Source organism: Pseudonocardia sp. P1, assembly GCF_000178675.2.
Lineage (GTDB): Bacteria > Actinomycetota > Actinomycetes > Mycobacteriales > Pseudonocardiaceae > Pseudonocardia.
Genome location: NZ_ADUJ02000001.1, coordinates 2,298,350 through 2,319,792, shown reverse-complemented (window position 1 = coordinate 2,319,792; position 21,443 = coordinate 2,298,350). Strand labels below are relative to the sequence as shown.

Here is a 21,443-nt window from a genome sequence, read left to right as displayed (position 1 = left end):
GGTCTACCCGTTCCCGCCGGCCGCTGCCCGTCACGGAGGGGTGGGACCGGTGCGGGCCGCGGACGCAGGGGGCGCTGAGCCGCCCCGGGTGGAGGGGGTTCCGTGGATTCGCTTCCCAAGGCAGCGATTCCACGACAGGGGCTCCTCCGGGGCGGGCAGCGGAGCGGGGGTGCGGGCCGGGTCCGGGAGCCGCCACGGGTTGAGGGGTTCTGTGGATTCGCTTCCCAAGGCAGCGATTCCACGACAGGGGCTCCTCCGGGGCGGGCAGCGGAGCGGGGGTGCGGGCCGGGTCCGGGAGCCGCCACGGGTTGAGGGGTTCTGTGGATTCGCTTCCCAAGGCAGCGATTCCACGACAGGGGCTCCTCCGGGGCGGGCAGCGGAGCGGGGGTGCGGGCCGGGTCCGGGAGCCGCCACGGGTTGAGGGGTTCTGTGGATTCGCTTCCCAAGGCAGCGATTCCACGACAGGGGCTCCTCCGGGGCGGGCAGCGGAGCCGGGGCGCGGGCCGCGCCCGGGAGCGAGTGGACCCGGGGCGGCGGCCCGGATCGGCGCCGCCGGGCCCGATCACCCCGCCGTGTCCGGCCGGCCCACGGGGTCCAGGCTCTCGGCCTCGACCCCGGCCCCGGCCCCTCCGGCCCCGGCGGCACGGTCCCGGTCACCGTCGTGGTCGTGGTCACGGCCGTCGCCGCCGTCCGGCCCGCGGCGCGCGGTGAGCGCCGCGTCGAGCAGCAGGAACAGGATCAGCGAGACCCCGAGCACCGGCAGGACGATCCCGACGACCACGGCGAGGCCCGCGAGCAGCGCCACCGACGCCGGTGACGGCCGCTCCCGCGAACCGGGCGGTCCCGCCCCGGCCCCGCGCACCGCGGGCCTGCGCAGCCACCACATCCGGTAGCCCCAGACCACCAGGACGATCAGGGCCAGCGCGAGTGCCGCCAGCGCGATCATGTTGACGGTCCCGAAGAGCAGACCCATGTGGGCGTCGACGCCCCAGCGGGCCAGCTTCGCCGCGACCGGCCAGTCGGCGAACGCGAGCCGGTCGGTGACGACGCCGGTCGCGGGGTCGACGGCGACCGAGTCCTGCTGCTCCGGCCAGCTCCGGACCGCCTGCTGCACGCGCCAGGCCTCCCCGGCGTCGCCCGGGGCGATCTCGACCGGCCCGCCGAGGCCGTCGGCGCGGGCGGCGTCGAGGACGCGCTGTGCGGTGGCCGCCGGGTCCGTGCCCGCGGACCCGCCGGGGCTCCCCGTGTCCCCGGAGCCGCCGGAGCCGCCGGGCGCCGCGTCCGGCAGCGTGCTGCTGACCGACGGTGTCGTCCAGTCCATGGCCTGGCGCAGCTGGGTGACGTTCGACCCGGCGAACAGCGACCAGGTCAGGCCGGTGGCGGCGAGGAACAGGAACCCGACCGAGGCCCAGATCCCCACCGCGCCGTGCCAGGAGCGCAACCGCGCCCGCTGCGAGCCGGCGGCCCGCGGGACGAACCGGTCGCGGCGGGCCCGCACCCGCCGGCTCAGCTGGACGACGAGCCCGGACAGCGTCAGGACGGCCAGCCACGAGGCGGCCAGCTCGGTGTACACCTGCCCGGGCGGCCCGAGCAGCAGCGACCGGTGCAGGTTGTCGATCACCCCGCGGACCGGGAGCCACTCGGCGTAGGTGTCCAGCGTGGACACCGGCTGCGCGGTGTAGGGGTCGACGAACACCGTCCGCGCGTAGCTCTCCGGGAGATCGGCGTCGAACGAGACGCGGGTGGTGGTCCCCGGCTCCGGTGACGGCCTGACCTCCGTCACCGTCAGGCCCGGCTGGGTCGCGAGGGCCGCCGAGACCTGGTCGCCGATCGGCCGCTCCGGCCCGGACACGGGGACCGTCAGCGCGTCGGCGTGCACCCACCGCTCGATCTGCGGCGACACCGTGTACAGCAGCCCGGTCACCGCGGCGACGAGCAGGAAGGGACCGACGAACAGGCCCGCGTAGAAGTGCACCCGGGTGATCAGGGGCTTCAGCCCGCGGAACAGCGGCCCGCGCTCCGGCGGCGGGGTGGGCGCGCCGGGCCGGGTCTCGAGGTCGGCGCTCACCAGCCCGCCACCATCGCGGCGAGCATCACGACCATGCCGACGCTCATCACGGCGTGGCAGGCGGCGTCGGTGCGGGCACCGAGCCGGGACGCCGCCGGTGTGGCGGCCGGGCGCTCCGCGAGCACCGTCGCGGTGCCGGCGGCCGCGCTGTCCGCGCGGGCCGGAACGTCGGAGTCCACGCCTGCCGGGGCGGCCGTCGTCGTGGCGTCGGTGCCGGGCGCGCAGCCGTCCGGGCAGCCGGCCGCCGCGCCGCCGGTGACGTCGTCGTCGGGGGTGAAGGGGTCGCCGGAGCGGGTGCCGTGGCTCAGCGCGCGCACCGCCCAGAACCCGGCGACGGCGAGCAGCGCGGCGCACAGCACGACCGTCGCCGCGACCGCCCAGCCCGCCTGGCCCGCGTGCATCGCGTGACCGGCGTCGCCGGAACCCCCGCCGTGGCCGGCGTGGCCCGCGTGCCCGCCGCCACCGGACGACGCGGCGGCCACCGGCATGATCACCGGCATCGCGGCGAGCATCCAGACCATCGCCGCCGCCATCAACGCGTGCGCCGCGCCGGCGACCGGCCCGGTCGGTCCGCAGTGGATCCCGCGAGCCGCGGTCACGACGAAGAACAGCGCGAAGACCGCGAAGAGCGCGATCTGGACGGCGAGACCGGCGGTGCCGGACCAGGTCCAGGTCATCAGGACCATCGCGGCGCTCATCACGACGTGGGCCAGCTCCGCGGTGCGGTGCGCCGCCGAGCGCCGTGCCGACACGGCCTCCGACCAGCGGGCCAGCGCGTAGCCGCCGGTGGCGGTGAAGAGCGCGGTGAGCGCCCACGCGAGCGGCACGGACGTGATCACGTGTCCTCCTGGGTCGTCCGGGACGTGGGCCGCGGTCGCGCGGTCACGTGGAGGAGTGGTCGTCGCCGGAACGATCGTGGTTCCCGGTGCGACGCTCGTCACGTGGGCCCGGGACGTCCGGGCGCCGGCTCAGCTCGGTGCGGAGCGTGCCGCCCGGCCGGCGCGGTCCGTGCGGGTCCCGCCGTCGGCGTCGAGCGCCCGGACCAGGTCCTCCCGGGCCCGGGCGACCCGGGACCGGATGGTGCCGACCGGGCACCGGCAGACCTCGGCGGCCTCGGCGTAGCCGAGATCGAGGACCTGGGTGAGGACGAACGCCTCCCGCCGGTCCGCGGCGAGGTCGTCGATCAGCGCGCGGAGCAGCACCGCCTCGTGGGCGCCGGTCCGCGGGAGCGCCCGCTCGATCACCTCGGCGGTGTCCTCGCCCAGGTCACGGGTGCGGGGGCGCCGCACCGCCGTACGGACGGCGTCCACCGCCACCCGGCGGGCGACCGACAGCAGCCAGGTGCGCGCGCTGGACCGGGCCTCGAACGTCGGCAGGGTCCGCAGCGCCCGCAGGTAGGTCTCCTGGGCGAGGTCCTCCGCGTCGGCACGGCCGTTCAGGTGCACCAGGAACCGGTGCACGTCGGCCTGTGTCGCCCGCACGAACGACGACAGCGCGGCCTGGTCGCCGGCGCCTGCGGCCAGCGCCCACGCCGTCACCGTGGCATCGTCGGGACGTCGGGACACGGGGCCACGGTAGCCCGCCCCCGACGGCCCGCGTCCGCCGACCTGGTGACCGTCCGCGAGATGGGATCACGTTCGGTGATCGACCGGAGCTGTCCGGACAGACCCGGGCGCCGATCCCGGCTCCCGGGCGATCATGTCCCGGAGCACCGCCATCCCGGCGTGCACCTCGGCGAACGACGTCGACAGCGGCGCCGGGCCGATCCGCAGCCCGTCCGGCTCCCGGAAGTCGGGGATCACCCCGGCCGCGTGCAGCGGTGCGAGCAGGCCGGCGAACCCGGGCCGGGTGAGCATGACGTGCCCGCCGCGGTGCCGCGGGTCGCGCGGCGAGGCGACGGTGACGCCGAGCGGCTCCAGCCAGGCGTCGGCGAGGTCCAGCACGTACGAGGTGAGCCGCAGCGACTTCTCGCGGACCGCACCGGTCCCGGCCTCGGCGAGCATCTCCAGCGAGACCTGCAGCGGCACCGTGGCGAGCACCGGCGGGGTGCCGGACAGCAGCCGCCGGATCCCGGGATCCGGCGCGAACTCCGCGTCCATGGCGAACGGCTCGGCCCGGCCGACCCAGCCGCGGACCGGGTTCTCGATGCCGGGCAGCAGCCCGGCGCGGGCGTAGCCGAACGCGGGGGCGCCGGGCCCACCGTTCAGGTACTTGTAGCCGCAGCCCGCCGCGAGGTCGGCGCCCCAGGCGTCCAGCTCGACCGGCACCGACCCGGCCGAGTGCGACAGGTCCCACAGGACGAGTGCGCCCGCGTCGTGCGCGATCCGGGTGATCGCGGCGGCGTCGGCGATCCGGCCGGAGCGGTACGCGACGTGGCTGAGGCTGACCAGTGTCGTCCGCTCCGACACGGCCGCGGAGACCTCCTCCGGCGTGATCCCGCCGGCCGGGTCCGTGTCGATCCGGCGCAGCCGCAGGCCGCGCTCGGCGGCGATCCCGGCGAGCAGGTCGCGGTCGGTGGGGAAGTCCCCGGCGTCGGTGACGATCTCGTCGCGGCCCGGCCGGAGCGCGACGGCGGCCCGGGCCAGCTTGTAGAGCAGCACCGTCGTCGAGTCGGCGACGACGGTCTGTCCCGGTGCGGCCCCGAGCGCCAGCGCGCCGAGCCGGTCGCCCAGGTCCTCCGGCCGGGTCCACCAGCCCTCGTGCCAGCCGCGGATCAGCCGGGTGCCCCAGTCCTCGCGGACGAAGCGGGCGAGCCGCTCGGCCGTCGCCGCCGGCGGGCGGCCGAGCGAGTTGCCGTCGAGGTAGGCGACGACGCCGGGGGCCGGGGCGAACCGGTCCCGGAAGCGGGCGAGCGGGTCGGCGTCGTCGTGGGGAGCGGGATCGAGCGGGCCGGTCACCCGGCGCAGTCTGCCGGTGCCCGCACGCTCCCGCCGCCCGGGATCAGCCGGCGATCCGCCCGGCGAGCAGCCGGAACGCCGGGGTCGGCAGCTCCGGCGCCAGGTCGACCGCGCAGGTGCGGGCGAGGATCTCCAGGGTGCGGGGGCAGGCCGTCGGACCGTGGTCGATGTGCGCGTCGACCGCCGCGTACTGGTCCAGCGCCGGGTGCACCGGGTTGCGGGCCTGCAGCGAACGCCAGTTCGTGTAGACGTGGCGGCCGGTGTCGATCAGCCGGTGCACGCCGCGGTTCCCGGCGAAGGCGGTGGCCGACCGGACGGGGTCGGCCGCCCCGTCGAACCGCACGGCCAGCCCGGCGGCGGCGAGCGGGTCGTGGTGCGGGACCGGCTCCAGGTCCTTCCGCGACGCCAGCGCGTCGAGGACGATCGTGCGGTGCCGGCGGCGCCGGGCGATCTGCCGGTCGAGCCCGGCGAGCTGCGGGCGCAGCACCGCCGCGGACAGCTCCGGCATCCGCAGGTTGACCCCGACGATCAGGTCGGCGTCGTTCCCGGCCCAGCCGGGCCGCTCGTAGCTGCCGACGTCGTGGTACATCGACGCCCGCTCGAACAGCGCGGCGTCGTTCGTCACCAGCGCCCCGCCCTCACCGGCGCGGATGTTCTTGTGCTGGTTGAAGCTGAAGCAGCCGGCGTGCCCGATCGAGCCCACCTTCCGGCCGCGGTAGGACACGCCGATCGCCTGGCACGCGTCCTCGATCACGACGAGGTCGTGCGCGGAGGCCACCTCCATGATCGCGTCCATGTCGGCGACCTGGTTGCCCATGTGCACCGGCACCACGGCGCGGCTGCGCGTCGTGATCCGGTCCTTGAGGTCGGCCGGGTCCATCGTCAGCGACCCGTCGATCTCCACGAGCACCGGGACGGCGCCGACGGCGAGCGCCGCCGCGGCCGTCGACACCCAGGTGTAGGCGGGCACGAGCACCTCGTCGCCCGGCCCGATCCCGGCACCGACGAGCGCGGCGACGAGCGCGCTGGTCCCGCTGTTCACGGCCAGCGCGTGCCCGGTGCCGACGTGGGCCGCGAGCTCGCGCTCGAAGCGGGCCACCTCGGACCGGTCGCCGCCGGTGAACCGGCCCAGCTCACCCCGTCCGAGCACGCGGACGGTGGCGGCCATACCCCTTGCGGTCGTCGCCGCGGCGGCGAGTCCCATAATTGTCCTCCTGGACCGCTTCACCGGAGCTCTTCCGGCGAGAATCGGTCGAACGCAACGAAACACACCCGATTCGGGTTCCGCACAACCCTGCGGAACCGGACAGACGGTACCGAGCACGTCTGTCCCCTGCCCCCGGGGGACACGACCGGAAGGATCCGCGCCGCAATGCTCATCGACACCCGACGAGCGCTCCCCGGTTCCTGGTTCGAGGCCGAGGTCTGCGTGATCGGCAGCGGCCCGGCGGGTGCCGCGGTCGCCGCGGAGCTCGCCGACCGCGGCCTGCGCGTCGTCGTCCTGGAGGGCGGCGGCCCCGGCCTGGGACGCACCGCCCGTGACACCTACCGCGGCGTCACCGGCCGCGGCGCGCACGACCCGGTCGACGCCGTCCGGCAGAAGCGGCTGGGCGGGACCTCGATCGTCTGGGGCGGGCGCTGCGCCCCGCTCGACGACGTCGACTTCGCCGAGCGCGACTGGCTGCCCGGCTCCGGCTGGCCGATCGCCCACGACGAGCTGCAGGGCTGGTACGCGGTCGCGCAGCGGCACCTCGACGCCGGTGCCTGCGAGTACTCCGCCGCCTCGTCCGGCTTCCCGCTCACCCCGTCCGGGGTGTCGTCGGACGTCCTGCGCTGGGACGACCTGTGGCGCTGGAGCCCGCCGACGTCGTTCGCGCCGCGGGTCGAGGCGATGGCGAGGGCCGGGCGGATCCGGCTGTTCCTGCACGCCACCGTCACCCGGCTCGAGCGCGACCCGGTGTCGGGGGCCGCGACCGAGGCCGTCGTCGTCCCGCGTCCCGGGCTGGAGGTGCGGGTGCGGGCACGGCACTTCGTCGTCGCCGCCGGCGGCCTGGAGTCCACCCGGATCCTGCTCGCGTCCGACGGCTACGGCGGTACCGGCATGGGCACCGGCATCGGCGACGAGTACGGCCAGGTCGGCAGGCACTACATGACGCACCCGGTCGGCGAGGTCGGCCGGCTGCGGCTGACGAAGGCCGGCCGGTCGCTCGGTCTCGGCTACCTCCCGACCGACGACGGCGTCTACGCCCGCCGGATGCTCTCGCTGACGCCCCGGGCGCAGGCCGACCACCGGCTGGGCAACCTGAAGGCGGCGCTGTGGTTCGCCGACCCGAAGGACCCCGCCCACGGCGACGCGCTGCTGTCCACGTTCGCCCTGACGTACTGGGGGATGGGGCGGATCCGCACCGGGTTCAAGGCGGCGGGCACGCACGCCCAGTACGCCCGCACCACCGGCATCGGCAGGCACGTGCGCAACGTCGCGGCCGACCCCCTGCGGGTGGCCCGCTTCGCCCGCGGGTGGGTGCGGCCGCGGATCACCGGTGAGCGGCGGGTCCCGTCGTTCATGCCGCTGGACACCGGGCACTGCCGGCTGCGGTTCGACGCCGAGCAGACCCCGGACCCGGCCAACCGGGTCACCCTGGACCGCGAGCGGGACGCACTGGGGCAGCACCGGCTGCGCGTCGACTACCGGGTCTCCGCCGCCGACCGGGACGCGATCGCGACCTCGCTGACGCTCATCGGCAAGGAGCTCGAGCGGACCGGCCTGGCGCACGTCGACCTGTCCGACGTCGAGCAGGTGCACTCGATGGACATGACCGACGGCACGCACCAGATGGGCCTGCTGCGGATGTCGGACTCGCCGCGCACCGGTGTCGTCGACCCGGACTGCCGCGTGCACGGCACCCCCAACGTGCACATCGCGTCCAGCGCGGTGTTCCCGTCGGCCGGGGCGGTCGGTCCGACGCTGGCGCTGGTCGCGCTGGCCTGCCGGTCGGCGGAGGGCATCGCGCTGGAGTCCTGAGCGGCCCGTTCGGTGCACCGCCGTCAGCCCCGCAGCAGGGTGACGCCGGTGCCCGCCGCGCCGTCGAGCGCCGCCCACAGGGCGTCGAGCGGAAGCGGCCGGTCCCGGGTCCGGGTGATCACCGCGTGGGACGGCGTCGGCACGAACGGGAACGCCGAGGACAGGCCGGCGACGCTCTCGCAGAGCCGCCGGGCGGTACCGGCGAGCGTCCGGACGTCGAGCCCGGGCAGCACGAGCAGGAACTCCTCGCGGCCGACCCGGACCGGCCGCCCGGTGGCGCCGGTGTGCCCGCCGAGCAGCCGGGCGACGCCCTGGAGCACCGAGGACTCGGCCCGGAACCCGTGCAGGCGGTTCACCGTGCCCAGGCCGTGCACCCGCAGCAGCACCAGCCCGAGCGGCAGCGTCCCGGGCGCCGAGCCGTGCATCCACCGGTCCAGGAACGCCCGGGTGGGCAGGCCGCTGCGCGGATCCCGCTCGGCGCCCGGCTCGTGCGCGTCGAGCCGGTTCTCGGCCAGGTCGGCCCGCCGGCGCTCGTCCGACAGGCTGCGCGCGAGCCGGTCCGCCGCGGCGTCGTAGCGGTGGTCGGTGGCCGTGCCGGGGATCGGGACGACGCGCGACAGTACCTCGTCGAGCGCGCCGGTCCGGCGGGGTCCGAGCCGCGGCCCGAGCTCCCGGCGCAGCCGCAGGAGCTCGTCGTGCGCGTCGGAGTGCCGGAACGACCAGCGGGCGGTGAACAGCCGCCCGCGCTCCAGCGACCGGGCCGACCCGTCGACGGCCTCCAGGTCGTGCGCGACGACGGTGGCCCCGGACCGCGGGGTGAGCACCGTGACGCTCCACTCCCGGGCCGCCGGTTCGCCGTCGGCGAGCGGGACGCAGCCGAGCCCCGGCGGGAGGCCCTCGGGCGGCTCCCCGGCGACGGCGACGACCGCGCCGTCGCCGCACCGCTCGGCGATCCGGGCCCACGTCCCCAGGTGCGGTTCCAGGTAGCCGGCGCGCTGCACGAGCCCGACGACGGCCGTGGGACGGTCCCGGGACGGGGCGAGCGCGAAGTCCTCGACGGCGCGGGAGACTGCGGCGAGCAGCGGAGTGGTGACCGTGCGTGAGGGTCGACCCGCGTCGTCGGCGACGGTGACGGGCTCGGGACCGGCTCCGCGCACTCACACCTCACACGTTTGCAGTAACGCCTTTGTAGTGACCGGCGCAGCCCGTGTCCTGCCGAGGTGACCTATGTCGCGTCGGAACGCCGCAACAGTGCAGCGGCGAGTACGGCTCCGACCACGAGGAGTGCCGACGCGATCGTCATCGCGACCTCGAACCCCGGGCCGAACGACGCCGCGTCCGCCGGTCCGTCGCCCCGGATGCCCGCCACCGCGGGCACGACGGCGACGGCCAGCAGCCCGGCCGCCCGTGCGATCGCGTTGTTCACCCCGGAGGCGACGCCGGCGTGCCGGTCGGAGGCGGCGTCGAGCACGGCGGTCGTGAGCGGGGCGACGGCGGCGGAGAGCCCCAGCCCCACCAGCGCGGTCGCGGGGAGGACGTCGAGGAGCCAGCTCGCGCCCGCGTCCAGCCGCCCGGCGAGGAACGCACCCGCGGCGGCCAGCAGCAGCCCGGTCGTCACCAGCGGGGCCGGTCCGGTCCGGGTGGCGAGCCGCCCGGCGCGCGGTGACAGCAGCAGCATGAGGACGGTGACGGGCAGCGTCGCGGTGCCCGCCAGCAGCGGCGAGAACCCGGCCACCACCTGCAGCTGGACCGCGATCAGCACGAACAGCAGCGACAGCGCCGCGTAGACGGCGACGGTCACGAGGTTGGCGCCGGTGAACCGGCGGCCCGCGCTGCCGGTGAACAGGTCCGGCGGCACGAGCGGGGACGGGCTGCGCCGCTCCGCCAGCGCGAAGGCCACCAGCGCGACCACGCCGGCCGCGCCCGCGGCCCACACCGCCGGGCCGGGCGTCCCACCGGTCCCGGCCGCGGTCCCGGCCCAGGTCAGCAGCGCCAGCCCGGCCACGGCGAGCACACTGCCCGGGAGGTCCGGACGGTGCGGCGCCTCCGGGTCGCGCGACTCCGGCACGTGCCGCAGCGCGACCGCGACGACGACCGCCGCGAGCGGCAGGTTGATCAGGAACACCGCCCGCCAGGACCACTCGACCAGCGTCCCGCCGACGAACGGGCCGAGCGCCCCCGCGACCCCGCCGAGGCCGGACCAGGCGCCGATCGCCGCGGCGCGGTCGGCGCCGTGGAACGACGCGGAGATCAGCGCCAGGCTGCCCGGCGTGAGCAGCGCCCCGCCGACGCCCTGCAGCGCCCGCGCGACCGCGAGCAGCTCCACGGTCGGGGCGAGCGCGCACAGCAGGGACGCGACCGCGAACCACACGGCCCCCGTCACGAACACCCGGCGCCGCCCGAACCGGTCACCCAGCGAGCCGCCCAGCAGGATGAGCCCGGCCAGGGTGAGGGTGTAGCCGTTGACCGTCCACTGCAGACCGGCGAAACCCGCACCGAGCTCCTCACCGATGCGCGGCAGCGCGATCGTGACGACGGTGTTGTCGAGCATCGCCATGCCCGAGCCGAGGACGCAGGCGAGGATCACCCACCGGCCCGCGGCGGTGCCGGTGCGCAGTCCGGTGTCGGTCACGCGGGCCTCAACGCGTGCCGCCCCGCCCGGATTCCTGGCCCGCCCCGTCGCTCCGGGCCGGTCAGGAGGCTGCGCCGGCCCGGCTGCCGGCCGCCGCCAGCCGGGTCGCGAGCGTCGCCGCTGCCGCCTCGTCGACCTTGCCGACGCTCAGCCGCAGCATCCGGCGGTCGTCGGGCAGGAACGCCGTGCCGGGGATGGTCAGGGTGTCGTGGCCGAGCACCAGCTCACGGACGACGTCGAGCGTCGGTGTGCCCTCGAACGGGTGCCGCACCCACGCGAAGAACGCGCCGAGCGCGACGACCTCGAAGCCGCCCGGCCGGTCCGCCAGCGCCGCGCCCAGCCAGGCCCGGCGGCGCGCGACCTCGGCGACCCGCTCGGCCCGCCAGGTCCCGGCCCGGGTGAGCCCGGCGAGCGCCGCCTCCTGCCCGACCCGCGGCGCGCAGATCGCGACGCAGTCGAGCAGCTTGAGCACCTGGCGGGTGAGGTCCGCCCCGGCGACCACCGACCCGGCGCGGTAGCCGGGGATGGCCAGGTCCTTGGAGTAGGAGTGCAGGCTGACGACGGTGTCGCGCCAGTCCGGGCCGGCGAACAGCGGGTGCGCCGGCTCGTCCGCGGCGTCGCGGAACGAGCGGTAGGTCTCGTCGACGACCAGCGCGATGCCGTGCCGGCGGGCCAGCCCGGCGAACGCCACGATCTCCGACGGCGGCACGGTGACCCCGCTCGGGTTCCCGGGCGTGACCAGCACGATCGCCCGGGTGCGCGGGGTGATCAGGGCCTCGGCGTCGGCGGCGCGGGGGACGAGTTGCTCGTCCGGCTCCAGGTACACCGGGCGCACGCCGCGCATCGTCAGCCACATCTGGTGGTTGAAGTAGTACGGCAGCGGCATGATCATCTCGTCGCCGGGGCCGGCGAGCGCGTCGGCGACGACGGCGAACGCCTGGTTGCAGCCCGCGGTGACGGTCACGTCGTCCGGGGTGACGGTGCCCGCGTAGTCGCGGGAGAGCTCGTCGGCGATCGCCCGCCGCAGCGGCGGCAGCCCCGGGACGGGCGCGTAGCCGAGGGTCGCCGGGTCCTGGGCGGTCGCGACGACCTGCTCGACGACCTCCGGCGCCGGTGGGTAGGCCGGTGCGGCCTGGGAGAGGTCGAGCAGCGGGTGCTCGGCGTCGCGGGCGGGGTCGCGTTCGCCGGCCAGCGCGAGCGCCGCGCCGATGGGGGAGTCGCTGCCCGCTGCCGTGGTGGGGTCGAGTCGCACCGCTGCGCGCCGTCCTTCCGGTTCTTCAGACGATCGTCGGCTGTCCGACGGGCAGTCTAGGTGGCGCGCCGCTACGGTCCTCCGGGCGAACGGTTGCGAGGTGAGACGTCCGGTGCACGACCCGGTGCCGCGCCGCCGCGTGCTGGCCGTGCTGTGCCTGACCGAGCTCACCAGCTGGGGCGTCCTCTACTACGCGCTGCCGGTGCTGGCCCCGGCGATCTCGGACGACACGGGCTGGTCGCACTCCGCCGTGACCGGCGCGTTCTCCGCCGGGCTGGTGGTGTCGGCGCTGGCCGGGATCGGCGTCGGACGGGTGCTGGACCGGTGGGGCCCGCGGTGGCCGATGACCGCCGGGTCGCTGCTCGCGGTGCCTGCCGTCGTCGCGATCGCCTGTGCGGGGTCGTGGCCGTGGTTCCTGGCCGCGTGGCTGCTCGCCGGGCTCGCCCAGTCCGCGACGCTCTACCCGCCGGCGTTCGCGGCGCTGACCCGCTGGTGGGGCACCGACCGGGTGCGGGCGCTGACCTGGGTCACCCTGGCCGGCGGGCTGGCGAGCACGGTGTTCGCGCCGCTCACGGCGGCGCTGCTGGAGCCGTTCGGGTGGCGCGGGACCTACCTGGTGCTCGCCGTCGTCCTCGGGGTGGTGACGGTCCCCGCGCACCTGTTCGGGCTGCGCGGGCCGTGGCCGGAGGCGCCGGAACCGCCGCGCGGCGCCCGGCCGGGCGCGATCACCCGCAGCCCGGCGTTCCTGCTGACGGTCGCCGCGGTGTGCCTCGGCGTGTTCTGCAGCTTCGCGGTCGCGGTGAACCAGGTGCCGCTGCTCATCGAGCGCGGCCTGGACGTGCAGACGGCGGCCTGGGCGCTCGGCCTCGGCGGTCTCGGCCAGGTCGCGGGCCGGGCGTTCTACGCGCGGACGGTCGGGCGGCTCGGGGCGCGGACCCGCGCGGTCGTCGTGCTCGCCGGGCTCGGTGCCACGACGGCGCTGCTCGGGCTGCTGCCCGGACCGGCGTGGCTGCTGGTCGCCGCGGCCGTCCTGACCGGCGCCGCCCGCGGGATCACGACGCTGCTGCAGGCCACGGCGGTGTCCGACCGGTGGCCGTCGCGGTACTACGGCCGGCTCAACGGCCTGCTGTCCGCCCCGGCGACGGCCGCCGTCGCGATCTCGCCGTGGGCGGGCGCGGCGCTGGCCGGGCCGCTCGGCGGGTACCCGGCGCTGTTCGTGGTCCTCGCGGGGGCGACGACGCTCGGCGCACTGCTGGCACTCGGGACCCGGCCGCCGTCGTCCCGCTGAGCTCGCACCGGCAGCGCCCGGTCCGGGGATCCGCGGAACCCGGTGCGCCGGACGGCGCGGGCCGCGGGCTCACACGACGAGCCCCAGGACGACGATCAGGGGCAGCGCCACGACCGACGCCAGTGCCGTGACGAAGGTGAGCGCCTTGAGCGCCCCGCGGGTCGTCACGCCGAGCAGCGCCTGGAACATCCAGAAGAAGTTGCTGTTGACGTGCAGCGCGAACAGCGAGCCCGCGCCGATCGCGAGCCCGATGATCAGCGGCTGGACGTCGAGCTGGGCGAGGATCGGGCCGATGATCCCGGCCGCGGTGATCGCGGCGACCGAGATCGACCCGATGGCGAGGTGCAGCACGGCGGCGATCAGCCAGGCGACCAGGATGCTGACCACCACCGGGGAGGCGGCGTCGGCGGAGAAGAGGCCGGCGAGGACGCCGTCGAGGTCGGTCTCGCCGATGACCGCGCCCAGCGAGCCGCCGACGCCGGTGATGAGCAGGATCTGGCCGGTGGTGGCGAGCCCCCGGCCCATCGCGGAGTCCGTGGCCGCGCCACCGATCGTCGCCTTGGCCAGCGCGTAGGCACCCACCAGGCCGACGAACAGGGCCAGCGCCGGGTCGCCGAGGAACGCGATGAAGGGCGTCGAGAACCCGGCGGCCTCGGCGACGGCCCCGAACGCGATCAGCAGCAGCGGGACCAGCACCGGGAGCAGCGAGACCGGCAGCGACGGGATGCGGCCGGAACCCGGCGCGGGTGCAGCCTCGGTGCCGGTGCCGGTGTCCTGCCCGGTCCGGGCGAGCTCGGGGGGATCGACCTCGTCGCGCTCGGGGTTCCAGAAGCCCGCCGCGACGAGTCGCCGGTAGAGGAACACCGTGAGCACCGCGGTGGCGACGCCGATCAGCAGGCCGTAGCCGAGCATCTGGGCGAGCGGGACGCCGAGCAACCCGGCGATCGAGATCGTCCCCAGCCCGGGGACGACGAAGACGTACCCGACCAGGATCCCGGTGGTGAGCGCGCCGGCCATGATGCCCAGCCCGCGCGGGCCCAGCCGGGGCGCTGCCTGCCGGGCCAGCGGGGCGGCGAGCACCAGCTGGACGTCCACGTAGATCGACGGGAACAGGGCGGTCATCACCGCGGCCATCGCGTACGGCAGGCGGCGTGCGCCGAGCCCGTCCAGCAGCAGCCCGACCAGCCGCTGGAGCGCCCGCATCGCGAACAGCAGGGACCCGATCAGGACGCCGAAGCCGATCAGCAGCCCGACCTCGGCCATGATCGAGCCGAAGCCGTCGACGATCGCCCCGAGCGTGGCCTCGAAGCCCAGGCCGGACGCCAGGCCGAGATAGAGCGACCCGGTGATCAGCGAGATGATCGGGTCCACTTTCAGCGCCATGATGAGAAGGACGACCGCGAGAATCGCGATCGTCGTGTGGACCACGATCATCCTTGCTCCTGTGCAGTGGGGTTCGTCGGGTCGGGAAATGGGAATCGTGTCCGGGTGGCCGGACAATGGTCACGTACGATGCCGGACGTGAATCTGGGGCCGGCGCACACACCCACGAAGGCGGAGGTCGCCTACACGGTGCTGCGCGAGGCGATCCGGTCCGGCCGGTTGGCGCCCGGCGAGCGGGTGACCCTCAACGGGCTCGCCGAGCAGTTGGAGATGAGCCTGACGCCGGTCCGCGAGGCGCTGCGCCGGCTCGCCGAGCACGGGCTGGTCGAGCAGGTGCCGAACCGCGGCACCGTGATCGCCCGGCACAGCGCGGAACGCGTCGCCGAGATCTACCGGCTGCGTCTCGCACTCGAACCGATGGCGGCCGAGCGGGCCGCCGGGCTGGTGACCGACACCGACGTCCGCGAGATCGAGGCGGCCCTCGGCGCGGTCGACGAGGCGACCCGGGCGAACGCGGACATCTCGACGGTCGGCGCGCGCAATGCGGAATTCCACCGTCGCGTGTACCGGGCGGCCCGGTCGCCGATGCTGGAGGAATTCGTCGCGCGATTGTGGAACGCATTGCCGTTCCAGGCCGTCGTCCTCGAGAACCGCTACGAGACGTCCGCGCGGGAACACCGCGAGCTCGTCGACGCGCTGGCCCGCCGGGACCCGGCGGCCGCGCGGGAGATCCTGCACCGGCACATCGCCGACGCCGCGGCGAGCGCGGCCGACTGGCTGGACCGCGACTGACCGCCGGCGGGTCTCAGGAACCACCGGTGCGGGCGGACAGCTCGGCGCGCACCGCGTCGGTGTGCTCGCCCAGCGCGGGGACCGGCGCCATCCGCGGCTCGCGCCCGCGCACCGTGATCGGGGGCAGCAGCGCAGGGACGGGACCGCCCCGGGTGCCGACCTCCCGGATCCGGTCCCGGGCCGCCAGCTGCGGGTGGTCGAACAGCTCGCCGACGTCGCGCAGCTGGGAGTTGGCGATCTGCGCGCGGTCCAGCCGGTCGACGGCCTCGGCGGCCGTGAGGGTCGCGAACCGCTGCTCGACGAGCTCCTGCACGGCGCCCCGGTTCCGGTACCGGACGTCGTTGGTGACCAGGTCGGCGCGGTCGGCCAGCTCCGGCTCGCCCAGTACGACCTCGCAGAACCGCCGCCACTCCCGGTCGTTCTGCACGGACAGGTAGACGGCGCCGTCGGCCGTCGCGAACGGGCCGTACGGCGCGATCGCGGCGTGGTGGAGCCCGGACCGGGGCGGCGCCGAGCCGGTGAACCGGGAGAAGTAGGCGGCGTAGCCCATCCACTCGGCGAGCGCCTCGAACAGCGTCACCTCGAGGACCTGGCCGCGGCCGGTGCGCTCGCGCTCGTAGAGGGCGGACAGGATCCCGGAGAACGCGTACATGCCCCCGGCGATGTCGGCGACCGGGATCCCGGCCTTCACCTGCTCGTCCGGCGTCCCCGTCACGGACGGCAGCCCGGCCTCGCACTGGACCAGCAGGTCGTAGGCCTTCTTGCCGCCGTAGGGCCCGTCCTCGCCGTAGCCGGACAGCTCGCAGACGACGAGCCGGGGGTGGGTCTCCGACAGCGTCGCGCCGTCCAGCCCGAGCCGGCCCACCGCGCCGGGGGCCAGGTTGGACGCGAAGACGTCGGCCTCGTCCAGCAGCGACCGCAGCGCGGCCAGCCCGTCGGGGTCCTTGACGTCGAGCTCGACCGACTCCTTGCCCCGGTTCACCCAGACGAAGTGGCTGGACTGGCCCAGGACGGTGGTGTCGTACTGGCGGGCGAAGTCACCCGTGCCGGGACGTTCGATCTTGATCACCCGGGCGCCGAGGTCGGCGAGCTGGCGGGTGGCGAACGGGATGGCGATGGCCTGCTCGAGGGCGACGACGGTGACGCCGTCGAGAGGGAGCGGGGTCACGGCGGTGCCTCCGGACGTCGGACGGGGTGGTCGGCGGGACCGTACCGAATAATTTATAAATCAACAACGACGACGGGACCGCCCCGCGGGTGCCGTCGCCGCCCGGCCGGGCCGGTCGTCGTCGGACCGGGGGTAGCGGTGCCCGGAGCTGGTAGACATCGAACGGACGACGCCCCACCACCCGGGAGAGCCGTGACCGTTCCCGCAGCGCCCACCGTCCCTGCCAGTGACGTCGACCTGTTCTCCGAACCGGCGCGGATCGACCCCTACCCGATCTACGAGGAGCTCCGGGAGCTCGGGCCCGTGGTCCGGCTGACCCGGGACGGCCTCTACGCGCTGCCGCGCTACGACGAGGTCCGCGCGGCCCTCATGGACTGGCGGACGTTCTCGTCGGCCCGGGGAGTGTTCGTCGACCCGCAGGTCAACGCGCAGCTCGAAGGCATCACGCTGTGCAGCGACCCGCCGGACCACACGATGATGCGCTCGGTCCTCGGACGCCCGCTGCGCCAGGACCGGATGCGCGAGATCGCCCCGCGCATCGAGGCCGAGGCCGCGACGATCGTCACCGAGCTGGTCGACCGCGGCCGGTTCGACGCCGCCACCGAGCTCGCCGAGCACCTCCCGATGGCCGTCGTGTCCGAGCTGGTCGGGCTCCCGGACCGGGGGCGGGAGAAGATGCTGGAGTGGGCGGCCGCCATCTGGAACGTCCAGGGGCCCGCCAACGAGCGGTTCACCGCGTCGCAGCCGTCGGTCGACGAGTTCATGGCGTTCGCCGTCGAGGAGGCGGTGCCGGGCCGGCTCCGCCCGGACGGCTGGGCGGCGCACCTCTACGAGGCCGCCGACCGCGGGGAGATGCCGCACGACAAGTGCCCGGTGATGATGCTCGACTACGTCACGCCGAGCCTGGACACGACGATCCTGGCCATCTCGAACACCGTCCGGCTGTTCGCCGAGCACCCCGACCAGTGGGACCTGCTGCGCGCGGACCGCTCGCTCATCCCGCACGCGATCAACGAGTCGCTGCGCCTGGAGACGCCGGTGCCGCAGTTCTCCCGCGTCCTCACCGAGGACCACGAGGTCGGTGGGACCCTGCTCCCGGCGGGGTCGCGCGTCGCCCTGCTCTACGGGTCGGCGAACCGCGACGACCGGCACTACCCCGATCCGACGCGGTTCGACATCACGCGGCGGCCGTCGGACCACCTGGCCTTCGGCCGGGGTGAGCACGTCTGCGTGGGCATGCACCTGGCGCGGCTGGAGATGACGGCTCTCCTGGACCGGCTGGCCGACCGGGTGCACCGGTTCGAGATCGTCGAGTCGCGCCCGATGGTCAACAACGGGTTGCGGGGGCTGGAGAGCCTCGTGGTCACGGTCTCCTGACGGGCGGGACGTGTCCCTCACCGGGGCCGACGCGCGCTCGTCGCTCGTCGCCGCGTGCAGGCGGGTGGGGATCCGTGTCGGATCGGTGGAGACGATCCGTATCGGGTCGAATGCGGTGTTCCGGCTCGACGGGGAGGTCATCGGACGTGTGGCGCCCGACCGGCGGGCGTGGGACGACGCCGAGCGTCAGATCCGCGTCGCGCGGTGGCTGGAGCGTGTCGGCTACCCGGTGGCGCGCCCGCTGCCCGTCGAGCAGCCGATCGACGGCGCCGGACGGGCCGTCACGCTCTGGCGCTCCGTGTGCCGGGGCGAGGTCTACGCGCCGATCGGTGACGTCGCCCGGTTGATTCGGGAGCTGCACGCACTCGAACCGCCGCACGACATCGCCTTCCCGCCGCTGCGTCCCTTCGGGGCGGTGGGCGACGAGCTCCCCGACCTGCGGCATCTGTCACCGGCGAACCGCGGCTTCCTGGACGAGCGGATCCGCTGGGCGCGGGTGACGTTCCCGGAGCTCCCGTTCGTGCTCCCGCCGGGTGTCGTCCACGGCGACGCGAACGTCGGCAACGTCCTCCGGGGTGACGACGGTGGCCCGGTGCTGATCGACCTGGACGGTGTCGCTGTCGGGCCGCGCGAGTGGGACCTGGTCCAGACCGCGCTGTTCTCCGATCGGCTCGGCTGGCACACGGCCGACGAGTACCGGGAGTTCGTCCGGGTCTACGGCTACGACCTGACCGGCTGGGAGGGGTACACGGAGCTCGCGGACATGCGGGAGATCGCGATGACCACCTGGCTCGGACGCAGGGCCGGCGAGTCCGCGACCACCGCTGCGGAGGTGGAGAAGCGCATCACGGCGCTCCGGACCGGTGCGAGCCGGCGTGGCTGGCGCCCGTTCTGACGACCGGTGAAACCTCGGCTCACTGGCACAGGGCAGCATCGATCTCGCGTGGACGGGCGCTCGCGTCGACACCCGCGGACGCACCGACGTTCCAGTGCCCAGGACGCCTCGGACGGTCCGACGAAGTCGGATCCGGATCCGGCCAGCCGGGATCGCCGAGTCACGCGGTACGTCCGCCACCGAGCAGGGTGTCCCGATGCTGCCAGGCCAGGTGCAGCGCTGCCGCTGCCCCCGGCGACAGCCGCTGCGCGTCGGACAACCGGTCGATCGTGTTGCGCTCGAACGGGATGCGTCGTGCCGGGATCGTGCCCTCGGTGTTGCGGTCGACCGAGTCGGCGAACAGACGATCGTGGAGGTCCGGGTCGAGGACGACCACGGTGAGGATGTCGCCGGCCAGGGTGAGGGCGTCGAGGGTGACGCCGAGACAGTAGGCACGGAGTCGTCCATCGGTGACGGCTGCGTCCAGATCGGCGAAGGGTGACCGGTCGTAGTCGACGGGTGCGCCCGTGCCGTCGTACTCGTCGTGACCGAGTACTTCCTCCGCGAACTCGCGTTGCATGTTGCGCCACACGGAGAAGTCGGTGGCGACGGACTCCGGCAGCACGCTGCTGGGCTGGAAGATCCCGGCAGGCAACAGGTGGATCATGCTGCCACCCCCGGCGACGTGAAGACCGTCGCGGGCGTGGAGGACGACGCTCGGGCTGTCGCCACCCCGAACCGTCAGGGTGCCGATGGCGCCCATCATCGGACGGCGCCTGAGGTCGAAGGGATCGGCGACGAGCTTGCGGAACGCCAGCCGCCGCCACGACGGACGGCCGATCTCCAGACCTCCGGAAGCATTGCGGGCCAGGAACTCCTGGGCGGTCTCGTGGGCCAGGGCCTCGTTCACGTCGAGTCCGTCGAAGAACCCCATCGTGCCGAACGAGAGCTGCTGGTCGGGTAGTGACCAGTCGACGTCGAGCAGCCGGAACGTGAGCCGGTTCTCGAACAGCGACGGCCGCGCGAGATCCCGGATCGCGTGGCTGTAGCGCCTGTAGCGGCGGGACGTGTCACGCAGCGGACGCACGGCCGCGCTGTCCGGCTCGATTCCGGAGATCATCCGCGGTGCGTCGTCGAGCAGGTCCAGGACGATGTGCTCCAACGGGATCGGCGCGGCCGGGATCCACGAGGGATCGGCGATCACTCCTGTCCCGGTGCAGCCGGGTAGCCGGTGGTCCGGGTACAGCGATTCGGCTGCGACGGCGAGTGCGCGTCGCCGCAGGCCGAGCGCCTGCCGGACCTGGCGCCACCGGTCCTGTTCGGCGACGACTCGCGGATCCGGGGCGGCCGGCTCGTCGGTGAGGCGGAGCAGGTCGTCGGTGTCGGTCAGCGTCGAGCGGGTCTGCAGTTGTGCGGTGCCGGGCCGGGGCCGCAGGAAGCCGAGTTCGTCGGCGGCCACGCGGAAGTGCTCGGCCAGCAACCGCCGGTAGAACGGCTGGGGCCAGGCGACCTCGCCCCGCTCCCACCGGCCGACCGTCTTCTTCGTCAGTTCCACCGGTCGCCCGAACTTGTTGCGCGCCAGGTCGTTCAGTTCCTCGGCCAGATCGTGCTGAGACATGCCTGCGTTCTCGCGCAGCTCGACGAGCGCGGAGTTCGGCGTCCGCTCCCGGACCGGCGTCACCCGGGAAAATCTAGTCGACCCTGCTCGGCTGCGGGCCGGAATGTCCCCACGACGTCCCCGGGCCGGGCCCACTCCGGGGACCGCATGTGCTCTCGCGCTCTCCGCTTTCCGAGTGTCATGGGGACATGACCACCACAGTCGTCGATCCAACTGTCGCGCAACGGAATCCACCCTGCTCGCCGCGGTCCGCGAACGCCGCGGTCCGCGGACCGCATCCGGACGGTGGCGAGACCTTTCCGGAGCCGTGGCCCGTCTCCATCCCCCTCGTCGCTGCCGCCGACGACGTCTGTCACCGCACCGACGCCGACGTCCACGGCGCTGAACTGGCCGACCGCCGCGAGTACTTCTCGGTCCTGTGCGGGCGCTCGGTCCGCGCGGCGTCGCTGCTGACACCGATCGGGCCGTTGTGGTGCGAGCCCTGCCGGACCGAGGCCCGGTGTCGGCTGCAGGCGAACGAGGCCCTGAGAGCGCCGCGCCGGAACCGGTGCTGGTCCTCCCGGATCGTCCGGCAGCTCCGCACGCGGGGCGACCGGTGATCGCGACGAGCAACGGCCGCGAGTCGGCGTCGGGCCGGCCGTGTCCGCCCTACGCTCGCGACGCCGTCCCGCTCGGTGCGTTCACGGACGAACCGGTCGACCTGCAGTCGCTGCTGGCCGAGGCCCCGCCGCACTCCGGGGCCCGACGGCCGGGCTCCGAGATCCGCTGGTGCAGTGCGCACTGGCTGACCGGTGCCCTGCAGTCGGCCGGGGTGCGGATGAGCACCTACGACCGGTTCGCCGTCGGGCTCGTCGCCGAGAACGGCTGGGCCACGGTCCAGGTCGTCGCCGGCTGGATCGCTCGCGCTCACGACCATGGCGCCACCGGCGGACGGGCGTCGCCGTCCGGGTCGATCACGTCGCCGGGACGGGCGTTCGACCAGCGCGAACGTGGACGAGAAGCGGAAGCTGCACGACGAGCGTCGGCTGGAGATGAGGCACGACCCCGGGGTGAGAGCGGAGGATGTCACCAT

17 protein-coding genes are annotated in these 21,443 nt (G+C 74.9%); 6 read left to right on the top strand and 11 right to left on the bottom strand.

Translation table 11 applies throughout. The annotated features are described in order from the left end of the window. Positions 1-562 precede the first annotated feature (562 nt). The 5 genes from PP1_RS10210 to PP1_RS10190 form a co-directional block, all read right to left on the bottom strand. Positions 563-2,068, bottom strand: coding sequence for a PepSY-associated TM helix domain-containing protein (locus PP1_RS10210; protein ID WP_075314020.1), 1,506 nt, complete (start codon positions 2,066-2,068; stop codon positions 563-565). Next, positions 2,065-2,907: a DUF5134 domain-containing protein gene (locus tag PP1_RS10205; protein WP_075314021.1), complete on the bottom strand. Its 843-nt coding sequence runs from the start codon at positions 2,905-2,907 to the stop codon at positions 2,065-2,067. The genes PP1_RS10210 and PP1_RS10205 overlap by 4 nt, the downstream gene beginning before the upstream one ends. Positions 2,908-3,036: 129 nt before the next feature. Next, complete coding sequence (locus tag PP1_RS10200) at positions 3,037-3,633, bottom strand: sigma-70 family RNA polymerase sigma factor (RefSeq protein WP_033199558.1); 597 nt, start codon at positions 3,631-3,633, stop codon at positions 3,037-3,039. A 66-nt stretch (positions 3,634-3,699) separates the two neighbouring features. Continuing rightward, entirely contained in the window at positions 3,700-4,965 is a 1,266-nt protein-coding gene (locus tag PP1_RS10195; RefSeq protein WP_010230234.1) for a kynureninase, read from the bottom strand. 43 nt (positions 4,966-5,008) lie between these two features. Beyond that, on the bottom strand, positions 5,009-6,169 hold the full coding sequence (locus PP1_RS10190) for a DegT/DnrJ/EryC1/StrS family aminotransferase (RefSeq protein ID WP_212592094.1): 1,161 nt from the start codon (positions 6,167-6,169) through the stop codon (positions 5,009-5,011). Between the two features lie 168 nt (positions 6,170-6,337). On the opposite strand from PP1_RS10190, the gene PP1_RS10185 reads away from it, so the two are divergent. Beyond that, positions 6,338-7,987 (top strand): FAD-dependent oxidoreductase, encoded by a 1,650-nt coding sequence (locus PP1_RS10185; RefSeq protein ID WP_010230230.1) that lies wholly within the window; start codon positions 6,338-6,340, stop codon positions 7,985-7,987. A gap of 23 nt (positions 7,988-8,010) precedes the next feature. On the opposite strand, the gene PP1_RS10180 is transcribed toward PP1_RS10185, so the two are convergent. From PP1_RS10180 to PP1_RS10170, 3 genes are all read right to left on the bottom strand, one after another. After that, positions 8,011-9,144, bottom strand: coding sequence for a sensor domain-containing diguanylate cyclase (locus PP1_RS10180; protein ID WP_010230228.1), 1,134 nt, complete (start codon positions 9,142-9,144; stop codon positions 8,011-8,013). 68 nt (positions 9,145-9,212) lie between these two features. Then, the gene (locus tag PP1_RS10175; protein ID WP_075314022.1) at positions 9,213-10,619 is read right to left on the bottom strand and encodes an MFS transporter; all 1,407 of its coding nucleotides are present in this window, start codon (positions 10,617-10,619) and stop codon (positions 9,213-9,215) included. A 61-nt stretch (positions 10,620-10,680) separates the two neighbouring features. Then, positions 10,681-11,871 carry an aminotransferase gene (locus tag PP1_RS10170; RefSeq protein ID WP_075314023.1) on the bottom strand — a complete coding sequence of 397 codons (1,191 nt, stop codon included), beginning with the start codon at positions 11,869-11,871 and terminating at the stop codon, positions 10,681-10,683. Positions 11,872-11,971: 100 nt separating this feature from the next. Here PP1_RS10170 and PP1_RS10165 point away from each other — a divergent pair, with 100 nt between their 5' ends. Next, positions 11,972-13,159, top strand: coding sequence for an MFS transporter (locus PP1_RS10165; protein ID WP_249265945.1), 1,188 nt, complete (start codon positions 11,972-11,974; stop codon positions 13,157-13,159). Positions 13,160-13,228: 69 nt separating this feature from the next. Here the strand turns inward: PP1_RS10165 and PP1_RS10160 are convergent, their stop codons facing one another. Continuing rightward, on the bottom strand, positions 13,229-14,593 hold the full coding sequence (locus tag PP1_RS10160; protein WP_010227112.1) for a GntP family permease: 1,365 nt from the start codon (positions 14,591-14,593) through the stop codon (positions 13,229-13,231). 87 nt (positions 14,594-14,680) lie between these two features. On the opposite strand from PP1_RS10160, the gene PP1_RS10155 reads away from it, so the two are divergent. Beyond that, positions 14,681-15,334 (top strand): GntR family transcriptional regulator, encoded by a 654-nt coding sequence (locus PP1_RS10155; protein ID WP_010227114.1) that lies wholly within the window; start codon positions 14,681-14,683, stop codon positions 15,332-15,334. A gap of 13 nt (positions 15,335-15,347) precedes the next feature. Here PP1_RS10155 and PP1_RS10150 read toward each other — a convergent pair whose 3' ends face one another. Then, complete coding sequence (locus PP1_RS10150) at positions 15,348-16,502, bottom strand: CaiB/BaiF CoA transferase family protein (RefSeq protein ID WP_010227116.1); 1,155 nt, start codon at positions 16,500-16,502, stop codon at positions 15,348-15,350. Between the two features lie 192 nt (positions 16,503-16,694). Here PP1_RS10150 and PP1_RS10145 point away from each other — a divergent pair, with 192 nt between their 5' ends. Together PP1_RS10145 and PP1_RS10140 are read left to right on the top strand one after the other, a co-directional pair. After that, a complete protein-coding gene (locus PP1_RS10145) occupies positions 16,695-17,879 on the top strand; it encodes a cytochrome P450 (protein WP_010227118.1) in 1,185 nt (394 codons plus the stop codon). Between the two features lie 10 nt (positions 17,880-17,889). Further along, on the top strand, positions 17,890-18,774 hold the full coding sequence (locus tag PP1_RS10140; RefSeq protein ID WP_010227120.1) for a phosphotransferase enzyme family protein: 885 nt from the start codon (positions 17,890-17,892) through the stop codon (positions 18,772-18,774). A gap of 160 nt (positions 18,775-18,934) precedes the next feature. Here PP1_RS10140 and PP1_RS10135 read toward each other — a convergent pair whose 3' ends face one another. Continuing rightward, positions 18,935-20,434, bottom strand: coding sequence for a helix-turn-helix domain-containing protein (locus tag PP1_RS10135; RefSeq protein ID WP_010227122.1), 1,500 nt, complete (start codon positions 20,432-20,434; stop codon positions 18,935-18,937). A 125-nt stretch (positions 20,435-20,559) separates the two neighbouring features. On the opposite strand from PP1_RS10135, the gene PP1_RS10130 reads away from it, so the two are divergent. Then, entirely contained in the window at positions 20,560-20,970 is a 411-nt protein-coding gene (locus PP1_RS10130) for a hypothetical protein (protein ID WP_010227124.1), read from the top strand. Positions 20,971-21,443: the final 473 nt, after the last annotated feature.